Annotated in this window: 12 protein-coding genes; 8 read left to right on the plus strand and 4 right to left on the minus strand. The window is 71.4% G+C overall.

Annotated features, from left to right (window positions below; translation table 11 throughout):
• Window positions 1–165: 165 nt before the first annotated feature.
• Entirely contained in the window at window positions 166–1,434 is a 1,269-nt protein-coding gene (locus tag CP984_RS39705; RefSeq protein WP_030178492.1) for an acyl-CoA dehydrogenase family protein, read from the minus strand.
• A gap of 272 nt (window positions 1,435–1,706) precedes the next feature.
• Between CP984_RS39705 and CP984_RS39710 the strand changes: the two genes are divergently transcribed.
• Window positions 1,707–2,474 carry a hypothetical protein gene (locus CP984_RS39710; protein WP_003980637.1) on the plus strand — a complete coding sequence of 256 codons (768 nt, stop codon included), beginning with the start codon at window positions 1,707–1,709 and terminating at the stop codon, window positions 2,472–2,474.
• Here the strand turns inward: CP984_RS39710 and CP984_RS39715 are convergent.
• Entirely contained in the window at window positions 2,410–3,732 is a 1,323-nt protein-coding gene (locus CP984_RS39715; protein ID WP_032920472.1) for an aminotransferase family protein, read from the minus strand. The genes CP984_RS39710 and CP984_RS39715 overlap by 65 nt on opposite strands.
• A gap of 145 nt (window positions 3,733–3,877) precedes the next feature.
• On the opposite strand from CP984_RS39715, the gene CP984_RS39720 reads away from it, so the two are divergent.
• The 7 genes from CP984_RS39720 to CP984_RS39750 all read left to right on the plus strand — a co-directional run bounded on the left by CP984_RS39720 (window position 3,878) and on the right by CP984_RS39750 (window position 12,496).
• Window positions 3,878–4,504 (plus strand): P-loop NTPase family protein, encoded by a 627-nt coding sequence (locus CP984_RS39720; RefSeq protein WP_003980635.1) that lies wholly within the window; start codon window positions 3,878–3,880, stop codon window positions 4,502–4,504.
• Entirely contained in the window at window positions 4,485–6,068 is a 1,584-nt protein-coding gene (locus tag CP984_RS39725; RefSeq protein WP_003980634.1) for a GMC family oxidoreductase, read from the plus strand. Before CP984_RS39720 ends, CP984_RS39725 begins: the two co-directional genes overlap by 20 nt.
• The gene (gene truD, locus CP984_RS39730) at window positions 6,065–7,111 is read left to right on the plus strand and encodes a tRNA pseudouridine(13) synthase TruD (RefSeq protein ID WP_003980633.1); all 1,047 of its coding nucleotides are present in this window, start codon (window positions 6,065–6,067) and stop codon (window positions 7,109–7,111) included. The genes CP984_RS39725 and truD overlap by 4 nt, the downstream gene beginning before the upstream one ends.
• A gap of 91 nt (window positions 7,112–7,202) precedes the next feature.
• A complete protein-coding gene (locus CP984_RS39735) occupies window positions 7,203–8,408 on the plus strand; it encodes an ATP-grasp domain-containing protein (protein ID WP_003980632.1) in 1,206 nt (401 codons plus the stop codon).
• A gap of 26 nt (window positions 8,409–8,434) precedes the next feature.
• On the plus strand, window positions 8,435–9,754 hold the full coding sequence (locus tag CP984_RS39740) for an MFS transporter (protein ID WP_100246509.1): 1,320 nt from the start codon (window positions 8,435–8,437) through the stop codon (window positions 9,752–9,754).
• On the plus strand, window positions 9,751–11,184 hold the full coding sequence (locus CP984_RS41700; protein ID WP_176564563.1) for a hypothetical protein: 1,434 nt from the start codon (window positions 9,751–9,753) through the stop codon (window positions 11,182–11,184). The genes CP984_RS39740 and CP984_RS41700 overlap by 4 nt, the downstream gene beginning before the upstream one ends.
• 145 nt (window positions 11,185–11,329) lie before the next feature.
• Window positions 11,330–12,496, plus strand: coding sequence for a glycine amidinotransferase (locus CP984_RS39750; RefSeq protein WP_003980629.1), 1,167 nt, complete (start codon window positions 11,330–11,332; stop codon window positions 12,494–12,496).
• Window positions 12,497–12,621: 125 nt separating this feature from the next.
• Here CP984_RS39750 and CP984_RS39755 read toward each other — a convergent pair whose 3' ends face one another.
• Both CP984_RS39755 and CP984_RS39760 read right to left on the minus strand, forming a co-directional pair.
• On the minus strand, window positions 12,622–13,248 hold the full coding sequence (locus tag CP984_RS39755; RefSeq protein WP_003980628.1) for a hypothetical protein: 627 nt from the start codon (window positions 13,246–13,248) through the stop codon (window positions 12,622–12,624).
• Window positions 13,249–13,397: 149 nt separating this feature from the next.
• The gene (locus tag CP984_RS39760) at window positions 13,398–14,630 is read right to left on the minus strand and encodes a cytochrome P450 (protein WP_151416130.1); all 1,233 of its coding nucleotides are present in this window, start codon (window positions 14,628–14,630) and stop codon (window positions 13,398–13,400) included.
• Window positions 14,631–15,185: the final 555 nt, after the last annotated feature.

Genomic DNA, 15,185 nt, shown 5'->3' on the forward strand with positions numbered 1-15,185 from the left:
GCGGCCCGGCCCGTGGAGCCGGGCCGGGCCGCACTTGCCGCAGCGGAGTTCGCACCCCGCTGCATCACCCCTGGTCTGGACCGGTAGCGACATGGTGTCGTTGGGTCGGCGGTCGCCTAGGGGTGTCCGCGGCGGCAGGTGCCGCGGAAACTCAAGGGGGGCTCGTCACCGGTCCCCCTCCTGGGGGCCCGGGGTACGGGCTTCCGGGAGCCCCAGCGTGGTGTCGGCGACGAAGTCCACCGCCTCCTCCGGCGGCGAGTAAGGGGGCATGAAGGCCGCCGCCCGTACGTCGCGGTAGGCGCGGGCCAGGGGGTGGCGTGCCTGGTAACTCGCGCCGCCCGTCAGGCGCATGGCGAGGTCGACGACCGTCGTGGCGGCGCGCTCGACGGTCATGCTGACGAGCTGGCACTCCTTCATCATCGCCCGGCTCATGTCATCGGTGACCACCTGCGGCTTGTTGCGCAGCAGCAGCGAGTCGAAGTCCTGCAGCGCCGCGGAGAGTGTGCCGCGGGCCGCGGTCAGGGCGGCTTCCATCTCGGTGACGGCGGCCTTCACGGCCGATCCCGACCGCTTGCGGCTGGACGACGGCCTGGTCAGGGCCTCCAGCGCGTGATCGCGGGCGGCCTCGGCGATCCCGAGGCCGACGCCGTTGAGCCCCATGCCGCTGACCGCGCGGCCCTCCAGCATCCCGGCGTCCCGCTTGCCCCACGGCCCGCGTACCATCAGCGCGTTGTCGGGCACCACGCACTCGCTGAACAGGACGCTGCCGCTGCCGGAGCCGCGCAGTCCCAGCCCCTGCCAGTCGTCCTCGACCCGCACGCCCGGTGTATCGGCGGGGATCATGGCGCTGGCCAGGTGGTTCCCTTCGCCGCGTACCGCCTTGAGCCGGCAGTAGAAGTGGGTCGCGGCAGGGGAGACGGAGGCCAGGATCTTGTGGCCGTTGACCACCCAGCCGTTGTACGAGGCGGTCGCCGTGGTGGCCAGATTCCAGTAGTCGGCGCCGCGTTCGGCCACCGCCGAGCACAGCAGCATCCGGCGGCGGCCGATGGCTTCCAGCCACTCCGCCCGCGGCAGGTAGCCCGGCTCGCCGTCCGCCTCGAACCGTACGACGCGGGCGAAGTACCACGCCAGGGCGATGTGCATGTAGTAGGCGACCGCGACCGAGGCGTCGGCCCGGGCGATCCGGGACGTGATCACCGTCAGGTCGTGCAGCCGCTCGACGCCGAAACCGCCCAGGTCGGTGGGGACGCTCGCGGCGAACACCCCGGCGTCGACCAGCGCGTCCACGCTGTCCCGGGCGAAGCGGCCGTCCTGGTCGGTGGCCTCCGCCTGCTCGGTGAGGAAGTCCTGGAGTTTCGCGACCGCCGAGACCGCCTGCTCGCCACTCGCCGTGGCCGGCTGCAACTCGGAGTTCAGTGACAAGGAAATTGACATTATCGCGTCCTCGGCGTTTGGCGGGCACCGGCGTCTTTTGGTCATCGTGCGTGGCGGGCACAGAGCTGGTAAGCGTGCCGACCGGGGTATTCCGGGAGATCAGATGAGGGCATTGCCCGGGATGTAAATTCCCGGTTACTGTGATCCCGGCCGGCGGAACGGTGAATTCTGTTTCTGGTGCCGATGTTCAGTTTCATGCACCACCGTTCGGGAGAAGGGTATGCATTGTGTGGACTGTGACGCTTCGGTTCTCCGGGTGGATTCTCGGGGACTTGGCTCGTCCGGCCGCGGCCGGACACTGCGAACTCACCGAGGGCGAAGGCGCGGTCATCCGGTACGACGAGGGGGCGGATTCCCTGGTCTTCGCCCCGGACACCGGCCCGCATCCGCATGGACTCGCCGTCGTCACGGCCCGGGACGGACACTGGTGCCTGACGAACCTGCACGCCGAGGACACCTACTTCGTCGAGAACATGGAGAGCGGTGGGGAGTTCGTCAAGGTGGTGCCGCGCCGCCGGGACATACCCATTCCCTTCGAACTGGCCCGGATCGTTCTGCCGGTGCCGAAGGGAGCCGGGAAGGTCGACGTATTCGGTCCCGAACCGCATTACCTGGCTCCCTCCTCGCTGTCCGAAAGCGCCGCCAACTGGCCCCGGCTCGACGAAAGCTGTGTGTATTTCCGGGTCCTGGTCGCCCTGTGCGAACCCCAGTTGCGGGGTTCCCCGCCCGGCGCGGTGCCGACGATCGCCGAGGTGGTCGAACGGCTCAGGGGCTGCCGGCCCGTGTACCGGATCAGCCGGGCCGCGGTCAATCACCACATCGACTACCTGGCCACGCACAAGCTGCGGGTGGGCGAATGGGCCGGGGCCGCCGACGGGAAGCGCAGCTACTGGAAGCGCGAAGCGATCGTGGCGATGGCCCTGCGCTCCGGCCTGGTCGGGGAAGAGCACCTGAAGATGCTCCCCAACCAGCGCGTCACAGGGCGGCAAGCGCCTGACCCGTTACGCGCACCAGTTCCGCCACGCCGCTCTCGTCGATGACCAGCGGCGGTATGGCCATCACGGCGGTGCCCTGCCGGCGCAGGAGCACACCGTGCGCCCTGGCCCCGGCGACCAGGTCCGCCGCCGCCTCGGGACGGGCACACTCGACCGTCGCCACCAGGCCCAGCCCCCGCACGTCGCTGACCTCCGGGTGGTCCAGCAGCGGGCGCAGGCCCGCCAGCAGCTGTTCGCCCAGTACCGCGGACGCTTCGACCAGCTTGCGTTCCTCGATGACGTCGAGCACGGCGCAGGCCACCGCACACGCCACCGCGTGTCCTCCCGTGGTGTGCCCGTACCGCAGGCCGCCGATCAGCGGATCGGCCGCGAAGGAGGAGTAGACCGCCTCCGTGGTCGTCAGCGCGGCGAACGGTACGTACCCGCCGCTCAGACCCTTGCTCATGGTGACCAGGTCCGGTGCGACGCCGTCGTGTTCGAAGCCGAACATCCGCCCGGTACGGCCGAATCCGCAGAACACCTCGTCCACGATCAGCAGGGCCCCGGTCCGGTCGCACAGGTCGCGCAGCGCCCGCAGGAGCCCGTCCGGCAGGATCACTCCTCCGCCGACGTTGAGGAGCGCCTCCACGAACACCGCCGCGGGCGGCGTGCCGTCGAGTACGGCGCGTTCGAACTCCTCGACCAGTACGGGCAGCGCCTCGGGCCTGCGCAGTTCCCTCGGCGGGAGCGAGGGCCGTACCCGGGTGACCGGGAAGGGCTCGCCGCCGTACACGGCGTTGGTCGGCAGCCCGGACAGGTGCTGGGCGACATAGGTCGTGCCGTGGTAGCCGGCGGCGAAGGTGACGATCCGGTTCCTGGGCTCGCCCTTGTTGGTCCAGTAGTTGTGCGCGATGCGCACCGCGGCCTCGGTCGCCTCCGAGCCGCTGTTGACGAACAGCGTACGGTCGAGCCCCTGCGGCAGCAGCGCGCCGATCCGCTCGGCGGCCCGTCCGACGGGCAGATGCGTGCCCACGCTCAGGTCGAAGTGCGGCAGCAGGGACATCTGCCGTTCGGCCGCCGCGATCAGCGCGGGGTGCGCGTGCCCGCAACTGGCGTTCATCGCCGACGCCATGGCGTCCAGGTACTCGCGTCCTGCCGCGTCCCGTACGCGGTATCCCTGGCCGGACACCAGGACCGGACGGTCCTGGTCCGCACCGCCCACGGGGGACCACGGATGCCATACGTAGCGCCTGTCACGCTCACGGGCGCGGCCCTCGTCCATGTCGGCGGCCACGCCGGAGATCTCACCGTTGGTAAGCGACATGCCAACGATCATGCAGCTCCGCCGGGCCGCACACACCCGTACACCTGTCAGGGTGTCAATCCGCCGGTGGTCGGTGATCATGGCTGCGACGGCCGGCAGCGGCCCGTGGAACGGAGCGAGAGGAACGCCGACGGTGGTCTTGCACATGCTCAATCCGCAGGCGGCCCTGCCGCGCCGGCCGGACCGGGTGCTGGTCGCGGGCGGCAGCGGCGCGGGCAAGACGACGGTCGCCGACAAATGCGCCGGCCTGCTGGCGCTGCCCCGTATCGAACTGGACGAGCTGTACTACGAGTCCGGCTGGCAGGTGCGTCCCGAGTTCCCCCAAGAGGTCGCCCGGGCGGCCGGACAGCCCCGCTGGGTCACGGAGTGGCACTACCCGGAGGTGGCCACCGTGCTCGCGCGCCGGGCGGATCTGCTCATCTGGCTCGACTACCCGGTACGTACCACGATGACCAGCCTCGTGCTGCGGACCCTGCTGCGGTCGCTGCACAAGGAAGTGCTGTGGAGCGGAAACCAGGAACCGCCGCTGCGGTCGGTGTTCACCGACCCGGAGAACATCCTCCGCTACGGCTGGGCCACCCGGCACTCGGCATCCGACCAGGTGCGGGCGCTGGCCCGCGACGCCCCGGACATCGAACTGGACGTACTGCGCTTCACCCGGCCCGCCGACCTGTCGGGCTGGCTGCTGCGACTGGCCGGGACCTGGCCGGCACCGGCTTCGTCCGGACCGCACACTACGGAGAGGAGTACCGGTGCGTCAGGGCTTCGATGACATCGTCGTCGGCGCGGGCCCGGCGGGAGTGGTGCTCGCGGCCCGTCTCTCGCAGGACCCGGACCGCCGGGTCCTGCTGATCGAGGCGGGCCCCGACTACCCGGACCCCGCCCGCCTGCCTGAAGACCTCCGCAACGGGTGCACCCCGTCGATGGTGGACCACGACTGGTCACTGACGGCCGAACGCCCGGACGGCGCCCGGCTGCCGCTGCCGCGGGGCCGGGTGGTCGGCGGCTCCTCGGCGGTGAACAGCTGTATCGCGCTGCGCCCCGAACCGGAGGACTTCGCCCGGTGGACGGAGCTGACGGGCGGCACCGACTGGTCATGGCCGGACGTCCTGCCGTACTTCACCGGGCTGGAAAGCGACGCGGACTTCTCGGGCCCCCACCACGGCTCCGGCGGACCGCTGCCGCTGCGCCGGCCCGCACGCTCCGAGTTCTCCCCGCTGTCGGCCGCCCTGGTGGAGGCCGCGACCGCCGTCGGCCATCCGTACGTCGCCGACCACAACGCGCCCGGGTCCGCCGGTGTCGGGCCGCTGCCGCTGAACCTCGCCGACGGCGGACGCCGCGTCTCCGCCGTGGCCGCCTATCTCGATCCCGCGCGCGGCCGGCCCAACCTGACGATCGCGGCCGACACCCTGGTCGACCGGGTGCTGTTCGAAGGAAACACCGCGACCGGTGTCGTGACGGTCTCCGCGGGCCGCACCACGCGGGTGTACGGAGACCGGGTCACCCTGTGCGCCGGCGCCTACGCGACCCCCGCGCTGCTGCACCGCTCCGGCGTCGGACCGGCCGCGCACCTGCGCTCGCTCGGCGTGGACGTCGTCGCCGACCTGCCGGGCGTCGGCGCCGGGCTGTCGGACCACTCCCAGGTCCCCATCGGCGTCATCCCCGTCCCCGGACTGTGCGATCCGTCCGACCCGTGCGCGCAGGTCGTCCTGCGGTACACGGCACCGGGCTCGGACCTCCCCAACGACATGCAGCTCTACGTACTCAACCACGTGGAACTCGACGTGTACGCCCCGCACCTGGCCGACCGGGTGCCCGGCGGCCGGGCGTTCATGGTGACCTCCAACCTCATGGCACCCCGGGGCCGGGGAACCGTCACCGCGGTCTCCCGCTCCCCGGAGGTACTGCCGCGCGTCAGCATCGACTACACCGCGGACGCGGAGGACCTGCGCCGTCAGCGGGCCGGGGTCGGGCTGTGCCGGGAACTGCTGCGGCAGCCCCCGTTCACCGCGCTGACCAAGGAACTCATCGGCATGGACGCCGTGGACGCGGAGGCGGCCGGCTCGTCCGAGCGGCTGGATGACTACATCCGCCAGGCGGCACGGACGGCGCACCACCCCATGGGCACCGCCAGGATCGGTCCCGCCCACGACTCGGACGCCGTGGTGGACGGCCGCTGCCGGGTCCATGGCACCGAGCGGCTCCAAGTGGCCGACGCCTCGGTCATACCGGTGCCGATACGGGCCAACACCCACCTGGTCGCCCTCGTCATCGGCGAACGGGTCGCCGCGTGGTCCGCCCAGGAACACACCGGACGCGAGGGGAGCGGAACATGACCGGCACCTTGGTGCTCAAGCACCGCCCGGAGGACTTCCGGGTACGCGAGAACCTGGTCCTGGCGCTGACCGACGAGGCCGCCGCCGACCAGCGTTACCTCCTGCTGCACAAGCGCGGTTACACCACGATGGAGGCCGTGCGGCTGGTGGCGGACCGGCTCGGGGTACCCAGCCGCGACGTGGGCTACGCCGGCCTCAAGGACGAGGACGGCATCACGGAGCAACTGCTGTCCGTACCGCTGAAGGTGCCTGCCGCGCTCGGCGAACTGACATCGGCGGGACTCGTCGAGGAGAGGGGCCCGGACCGGCTGCTGAGCCTGAGCCACTACGGCTACGGGCGTGAGCCGCTGCGCGTCGGCCGGCTCAACGGCAACGGATTCCGGGTGGTACTGCGCGGCCTGGACGAGACGACCGCCGCCCGCCTCGCGGACCGGCACCGGATGAACCTGCTGTTCGTCAACTACTACGACACCCAGCGCTTCGGCGTCCCAGGCGGTCCCAAACGCACCCACCTGGTCGGCGAGGCCCTGCTGAAGGAGGACTGGGCGCTGGCGCGGCGGGAACTGGCCGGGCTCGGCGCTCCGGAAAGCGGGATCGCCGAGCGGTGGGACGGCACGGACCAGGACCTCTTCCGCGAACTCGACCCCAGGACCGTGGCCTTCTACTTGGCCGCGCACTCCTCGTACGAATGGAACGCCCAGGTGCGGGAGCTGGTGGCCACCAGCTGCCCCGAGGAGTCCGCGGAGACCCGCGTCGACGGCCTGCCCTACCGCTTCCCCACCACCGGGCGGGCCGTGGCGGCGCTCCTGGCGGCCTGCCACGAACTGCCGTACATGCGCTACGCGTACCAGGACGGGCCCGTGGAGCGTCCCACGGTGCGTCCCACCGTGATCCAGACGACGGTGACCGCCGAGGAGGAGGGGCCGGACGAGGAGTTCCCCGGGCGCCGTGCTGTGGAGGTGAGCTTCCTGCTGCCGTCCGGCTGCTACGCCACCGCGGCGCTGCGGCAACTGATCGCCCAGTGCTCGGAGCCCGTGTCCTAGCTCCGGTCGGGCGCCCCCGCTGGAAGGCGCCACGCGTTACCGGAATGCCCTAGTAGCTCCTCCCTCTGCCCCTGCCCCGGAGAGACCGTCCATGGCGTTGCTGCTGCTCAACCGCAGGCCCATACTCCCGTACCTGCCGGCCTGGTTGCCGGAGGCGTCCCTGATCGTCCTGACGGCGAAGTCCGCCCTGACCGGGCCCTGGCCCTGCCCGCCGGAGGAGTGCTTCACACGGCTGGTGACCGTGGACGACTACGCGTCGGCCGAGGTCGACGAGCTGATCGACACGCTCTGCGCGGACGAGGACGTGGAACGGGTGATCACCACGGCGGAGATCGACGTGGTGCGGGCGGCGCGGGCCAGGGAACGCCACGGGCTGCCCGGCCAGACGGTGGCCGGTGCCCTGGCCTACCGGGACAAGTACCGGATGAAGGCGCTGGCGGCCCGGCAGGGCGTCCCGGTGCCCCCCATGGCCCTGGTGCGCGACACCGGCGAACTGCGGTCCTTCGCGGCGGTCCACGGTCTGCCGGTGGTGGTCAAACCGGCGGACGGCGCCGGCTCGGTCGGGGTCCGGGTACTGCGCGACCACCGCGCTGTAGGGGAGTGCGAGCTTCCCGGCGACGGCACCTGGCTGGCCGAACGCTTCGTGGACGGCGTGGTGTGCCACGTGGACGGGCTGATGGCGAAGGGGGAGGTGCTGCACGGCATCGCGTCGCGCTACCTGCACGCCAACCTCGACACGGCGACCCACGGCGCCCCGAGCATCAGCGGCATGCTGACACCGTCGGACCCCCTCGCGGACCGGCTGGCCGGTGCGACCGCCGCCGTGGTCGCCGCGCTGCCCGCCGTGGAGGAAGTGACCGCCTTCCACGCCGAGTTCTTCCACATGCCGGACGACGGACTCCTCCTGTGCGAGATCGCCTGCCGTCCCGGCGGCTGCGGGATCGTGGAGGCGTACGAACTCGCCACGGGAGTCAACCTCTACGCCGCGCACCTGCGCGGACAGGCCGGGCTGCCGGTCGGCGTACCGGATCGGGACGGCGCCCGTTCCCGGTACGGATGGGCCTGGTTCCCGCCCCGGCGCGGCATGCTGCGGCACCTGCCCGCCGCCTGCCCCTTGCCCCGCGCCCACCGCTTCGCCGCGTACGGCGTGGTGGGCACGTCCTACCAGGGGCCCGGGTCCAGTACGGACAGCGTCGCCGAGCTGATCTTCCGCGTCGACGGTGGCGAGGAGGTCGAGCCGCAACTGCGAGCGGTCGAGGACTGGTGGTCGGGGGAGGCGTTGTGGGAGACCGGCTGACCTCGGAGACGGAAGGGTCGGGTGGCATGGGAGGTACGGACGCCGCCGGCGAGGGGCGCGGCGCGGCCGACGCCCCCGGCGAACCGGTGACCCGGCCCGTGGCGCGTACGGGTGCCTTCATGACGGCGATGGTCGTGGACGCCGTGGGCAGCGGCGTGTGGATCACCTTCTCCCTGCTCTACTTCACCTACGGCCAGGGCATGGCACTGACCACCGCCGGCTCCGCGCTGAGCACGGGAGCGCTGGCCGCGCTGCTGGCGGGCGGGCTGGCCGTCGGAGTGATCACGGACCGGATGGGGCCGTTCCCGGCCGCGACGCTCAGCTGCGCGCTGCGGGCCGTGGGCTTCCCCTGTTACCTGCTGGCGGACACCCCGGTGACGGTCGCCGCCATCGCCTTCACCATCAGCTTCGGCGACCGGCTTTACTGGGCGGCACACGCGGGCCTGGTCGACAGCGTCACCGCCACCCAGCACGCGCAGCGCGGCCTGTTCGCCCTGATGAACTCCCTGCGCAACGTCGGCCTCGGGGTGGGCGCGCTGGCCGTGGCCCTGGGCGCCTCCTTCCAGGAAGCCGGCGGCGCCACCCTGTGGCACGCCATCCCCCTGGTCAACGCGGCGAGCTTCGCCGTCGCCGGGATGATGTTCCGCTGGGTGGGGCGGCCCCTGAGGGCGGCACCCGTACCACGCAAGGGCGCGGGAGACCGGCCCTCCTACCGGGGGGTCCTGGCCAACCGCCCCTTCCTCGCCTTTACCGGCGCCACCTTGTCCATCACCCTCTCCAGCGTCGCCTTCGACTCGATCCTGCCCGTCTACCTCCGCTCACTGGAAATGCCGCTGTGGCTGCCCCCCGTGGCCTACGTGCTGTCCTGTGTGGCGATCCCGGCGTTCCAGCCACTGGCCCTGTGGCTGGGCCGCAGGTACCGGCCGATGCGGCTGATGGCGCTGGCCGCCGTGCTCATCGCGGTCTCGCTGGCGTCCCTGGTCCCGCTCGGCCGGTTCGACAAGGCCGGCGCCACGGTCTGGATCGCGCTGACCGTCCTGGTGTTCAGCCTGGGCGAGGCAGTGTTCGGGGCGGTCGCCATGACCATCGTGCTGTCGTTCGCCACCCGGCAGGACGCCGGGCGCTACAGCGCTCTGTACCAGCTCGCGTGGGGACTGTCGGGGGCGCTCGGCCCCGGTGTGCACACGCTGCTGCTGTCGGCGTCGGGCAGCGCGCCGTGGACCGTCATGGCGTGCGCGCTGCTCCTGGGCGCCGCCGTCTATCTCAGGCTCGCGCGGACGACACCGTGCGCGCGGACAGCCGGGCCGCGCGACGGTGATCCGGCCGGCCGGAAGGGACAGCGATGACCAGCACCACCGGGCGGGCCCCGGGATCACGCCCGCAGGACACCGAGGACACCCCGCTTTCCGGGGCCGACGCGGAGGAGGCCGACCTCCTCGGCACCGTGAACCAGGCACTGCGGCGCCTGTGGTCCGGTCGCGGCGTGGTACTCCTGCTCGACGACTTCGACCACCGGGCCACTTCGCTCGTCGGCGAACTGCGGGCGTGCGGCGCACGGGTGGAAGCGGTGCTCTCGCGCACCGGTCCGGGGCCCGGGGCACCTGCCGTCCCCCACAGCCGCCAGTGCCGGGAATCCGGCCCGGAGATGACCCGGCCCGAGTTCGAGGCATGGCTGCGGAACCCGTCCCAGGAGGTACGGCGGTGGCTGGACGGGCTGGACCCCGAACGGCGCTGGCTGGCACTCGGCACCCCCCGCACGGGAGTCGCCGAGTTCCTCGGGCGGAAGGTGTACGGGTGGCGGCGCCCCAAATGGGCCGCCGTCGAGGACAAGACCACCATCGACCGGCTGTGGGACGCCGCCGGAGTGGCCTCGCCGCCCCATGTCGTCGTCGACGTCGAGGCGCTGCGGCGGGCGCCGGAGGAGATCGGGATCGGGAAGATCGCCGGACCAGCCGGCGTCGTGGCCGCCGCCGACTCCACGCGCGGTCATGTCGGCGATTCGCTGGGACTGCGCTGGGTCCCCGACCCGGACAGGTTCCAGGAGTCCGTACGTGACCTCGCCGACCGGGCCGACCGGGTACGGATCGCCCGCTTCGCGGACGGCGTGCCGTGCAGCGTGCTCGGTATGGCGCTGCCCGACGGCATCGCGGTGTTCGCACCGATCGAGATCGTCACCCTCGGCGACCCGGCCACCGGCAGGCTGCTGTTCTGCGGCTCCTCCACCCACTGGCGGCCGGGTGCGTCCGCCGAACGCGAGATGCGCGACGCCACGCGGCGCGCGGGCCGGGAACTGGTCCGCACCACCGGTTACCGCGGCATCTTCAGCGTGGACGGGCTGCTGACACCCGACGGCTTCACGGCCACCGAACTCAACCCGCGGCACGCCTCCGGCCTCGGTCTGCGGGCCGCGCTGCCGGACTTCCCGGTCTACCTGTTCAACCGGGCGGTTCAGGAGGAGCTGCCCGGGCTGGAGGGGATCCGCAGCGCCGCGCTCGAACGGGTCGTACGCCGTGCGGTGGCGGCGGCGCCGTCGTATGCGCTGACGGTGCCCGTGGCGCGTACCGGCCACGCGGACGGCGCCGCGGACGGCGCCGCGCGGCTCCGGCACGGCGGATCGGTGATCGATTACCGCACGGCGGACGGCGTCGCGGCGCTGACCGCCATCTCGCCCCCCGCACCGGGCCACCGCGCCGGGCCCGCCTGTGCCGCCCTCGCCGCCCATCTGGGCGACCCCGGACTGCGCTGTTTCCCGCTGGGGACCGGGGGCGCGGACTGACCCGGCCGTATGGAGAGCGAAGACCACGGCGCACCGGTACCGGAAACCCCGAACACCGGAATGCGCCAGTAATGAGACGCACGAGCACGGATTGACACGAGCACGGAAGCACCCGCACCGAAGCGCGAACGAAAGGGCGTACACCATGAGCCGGCCGACGAACCTGGTCAATTCCTGGAACGAATGGGACCCGCTGCGCGAAATCGTCGTCGGAGTCGCCGACAACGCCTGCTTCGAGCCGACCGAGCCCGGTCACCGGCCGCAGCTGCGTACCCCGGACGGCGGTTCGGCTCCCTTCCCGACCGGACCCAAACCGGCCGAGATGATCGAGCGTGCCAATGAGCAGCTGGACGGCTTGGTGAGGCTGCTGGAATCGCAGGGCGTCACCGTCCACCGGCCCGTGGCGCCCGACCTGGCGAGCCCGCTGCGCACGCCGGACTTCCAGGTGGAGAACCAGTACTGCGTGGTGTGCCCCAGGGACGTCATGATCACGCTCGGCAACGAGATCATCGAGGCCACGATGTCCCGCCGCGCCCGCTACTTCGAATACCAGGCGTACCGCAAACTGGTCTACTCGTACTGGAACAACGACCCCGGCATGGTGTGGACCGTGGCGCCCAAACCGTCGATGGCCGACTCCATGTACCGCCAGGAATTCTGGGAATGGCCGCTGGAGGAGCGGCACCGCCGGATGCACTCCTCGGAATTCTGCGTCACGCAGGACGAGGTGGTATTCGACGCCGCCGACATCAGCCGGTTCGGCCGCGACATCGTCGTACAGGAGTCGATGACCACCAACCGCTCGGGCATCCACTGGCTCAAGCGCCACCTGGAGCCGCGCGGATTCCGGGTTCACCCGGTGCACTTCCCGCTCGACTTCTTCCCCTCGCACATCGACTGCACCTTCGTGCCGCTGCGGCCGGGTCTGGTGCTGACCAACCCCGAACGGCCGCTGCGCGAGGGCGAGGAACAGCTGTTCCTGCGCAACGGCTGGGAACTGGTCGACGTGCCCCAGCCGACGTCGACCAACGACGAGATGCCCAAGTACTGCCAGTCCTCGAAGTGGCTGTCGATGAACGTGCTGAGCATCTCCCCGACGAAGGTGGTGTGCGAGGAGCGGGAGAAGCCGCTGCAGGACCTGCTCGACAAGCTCGGGTTCGAGGTCTTCCCCGTGCCCTTCCGCGACGTCTTCGAATACGGCGGATCGCTGCACTGCGCCACCTGGGACGTCAACCGGGAGGGAACGGCCGAGGACTACTTCCCCGTCAACGACTACCGGCCGCTCGCCGAAGGGCCTCGAATTCTCGGGTGACGGATGGCCCGCGCGGCTCGGACGGCCCGCACGGCCCGCACGGCCCGCGCGGCCTGGACGTCGGAGAGGCGGAGCCGGACGCACCCGGCTCCGCCTCCCGGCGCCCCGCCATCACCGTCCGCCGCCTACGGGCGGGCGTACCACCGGTCGAACTCATCGGCCGTCGTGGCCCCGCCCTCCAGCACCGCGCGGTAGACCTCGTAACTGGGCACCCGCCCGCCGCCGTCGGGCCGCAGGGCCAGCGCCTGTTTGATCCGCAGGATGCGCGCCCGATGGGCGTCCGTCAGCCGCGGCGGCAGCGTACGGACATGTGCCAGGTCGGGCTGGCGGTCCGGCTCGTCCACGAACCAGATGTCCAGGGTCCACTCCCGCCCGGCCTCGGAGCGGCAGTCGACGTTGAGGTACAGCCCGTCCGGATAGCCGGGATCGGTGTTCCAGCGCCCGGTGTCGTCGCGGAAGCACACCTGCCGCACGCGGTCGTGCACGGCTAATTCGGCCCCGATCCCGGCCACCGCCCGCTTCGTGCGGTCCGTCAGCTCCGGGCAGATCACCGTGATGTCGAGATCCGGCACCACCATCAGCCCCAGGGCCGCGCTTCCCACCCGCACGGCCTCCCCTTCCTCCGACAACAGCCGCGCCAGCCCCAGGTCGGCACTGACCGCATCGGCCTCGGCCTGCAACTCCGCCTGCCGCGCCGCCAGCCGCTCATCGCTCAGCTCCCCGCCACTGCCCACCGACGCGCTCACGCTCATCCGCTCCTCGCTACCTCAACTGGTGACCTGACCGGTCCGTTCTACAGGAAGCCGACTTCTGCACGAAGCCGAGGCGTTCGGGGAGGGCGGGGGAGAAGTACACACGTCGCACATGGTCCGAGGGGGCGGTCCGCCGCCCCACTACTCGACTACTCGCCCCGCAGGGTGACTGGCAGGCTGGTCACGCCGCTGAGGAGGTTGGAGTAGTTGCGGCGGGTGTCTCCGCGCAGTTCCACCGAGGCGACGAGGTCGCGCAGTGCGCTGAGCATGGCGGCGATTTCCGCCCGGCCGAGGTAGGCGCCGAGGCAGAAGTGGGAGCCGTAGCCGAAGGAGAGGTGTTTGTTGGGGGTGCGGTCGAGGCGGAAGCGTTCCGGGGCCTCGAAGACGTCCTCGTCCATGTTGGCCGAGTCGTTCCACAGCGTGACGATGTCCCCGGCCTTGATCACCTGGCCCTGGGTGCCGACCGGGATGTCTTCCAGGGCCGTGCGGCCGAAGTGCAGGGCGGGGGTGGTCCAGCGCAGGATCTCGTCGACGGCGGTGGCGATATCGGCCTGGCCGCTTTTGAGGGCCTGCCACTGGTCGGGGTGTTCGATGAGGGCGAGTACGCCGCCGGTCATCGACATCCGGCTGGTCTCGTCGCCGCCGATGATCAGGCTGTAGCAGTTGACCACGATCTCGTCCATGGTCAGCGGCTTGCCCTCCAGGGTGCCGGTGGCCAGCACGCTGATCGCGTCGTCGCCCGGGTTGGCGCGGCGTTCGGCGGCCAGCGTGCCGAAGTAGGCGAGGATGTCGTTGCGTGCCTGCCAGGCGGCGGCGGGCGACTGGGCGGCGCCGTCGTTGCCGAGGGCCGTCGCGGTCAGCTCCAGCACCTTGGCGCGGTCGGCTTCGGGTACGCCCATCAGGTCGCAGATCGCGGTGAGCGGGATGTCGGCGGCCACGTCGGCGGCGAAGTCGCATTCCCCGCGGGCGATGGCCTCGGCGACCAGTGCGCGGGTGGACTGGCGGATGTTGTCCACGACGCCTTCGAGGGCGCGCGGCGAGAACGCCTTGAGCAGAATTTTACGGAGGTCGGAATGCCGGGGCCCGTCGGTGACCGCGGCCATCATGCCGGCCGCCGAATCGCCGCCCATCAGCAGCGTGGTGAGCACATTTCCCTTTTCCGAGGTGAACCGTTTGTTGTCCCGGTAGATCTCGGACACATCCGCGTGCCGGGACACGACCCAGAAACCCGGTGCGCCGCCGGTGGACGGGTGCCAGTGGAACGGCTGTGTGGTGCGCAGATGCCGCCAGACCTCGGACAGGTCGTATTCGGCGTGGGTGCGCGGATCGGTCAGGTCCAGCGTCGCTATGTCACCCGGATTCAGCATGATGCGGCTGGGCATGGATTCTCCTGCTCCTCAGGCTTCTTGGCCGGCGTCGGCGCTCTGGCCGTGGTCGCCGCTGTTCCTCTGCGGCCCCGGCGGTGTACGCCGGCGGCCGGCCACGATCCCCCGTGGCCTGTCGGTGGGAGTTGCCCAGGCGGCCGCTCCGTTGTTGCACAGTAGCAACTCGCCGCGTATCGGCGGAGGTCACCTTCGGCGTCCCTGGGGACTGCGCTGCCAGGGTGCGGGCCGACCGGAAAACGAAGACGCCATTCCGGGTGGGGCCGAAGAACCGGGCCCCTTCGGCCGATGCCGCCGCCGTACCCGCCGGGCGGTCGTCGGGGCCGCCGCGCGGGTACGGACAGGGAAGCGCCGGGTTGCCCGGGAAACCCGGCTGACCAGGGCATACTCCTGTTGCGGCGGCTCAGTTGGGCAGCTGCCCGGGCGGCGCGGGTATCTCCTTGACGCCTTCGCGGGACTGCTGATTAACTCGCGATGGCTTGATCGACGGACCCGGAGCGGGTCCGGACGGTGTGCACTTTCGGGGGTTGTGTATCCATGCCACAAGACGTACGA

Origin of the sequence: Streptomyces rimosus, assembly GCF_008704655.1 — a bacterium.
Taxonomy (GTDB): Bacteria; Actinomycetota; Actinomycetes; order Streptomycetales; family Streptomycetaceae; genus Streptomyces; species Streptomyces rimosus.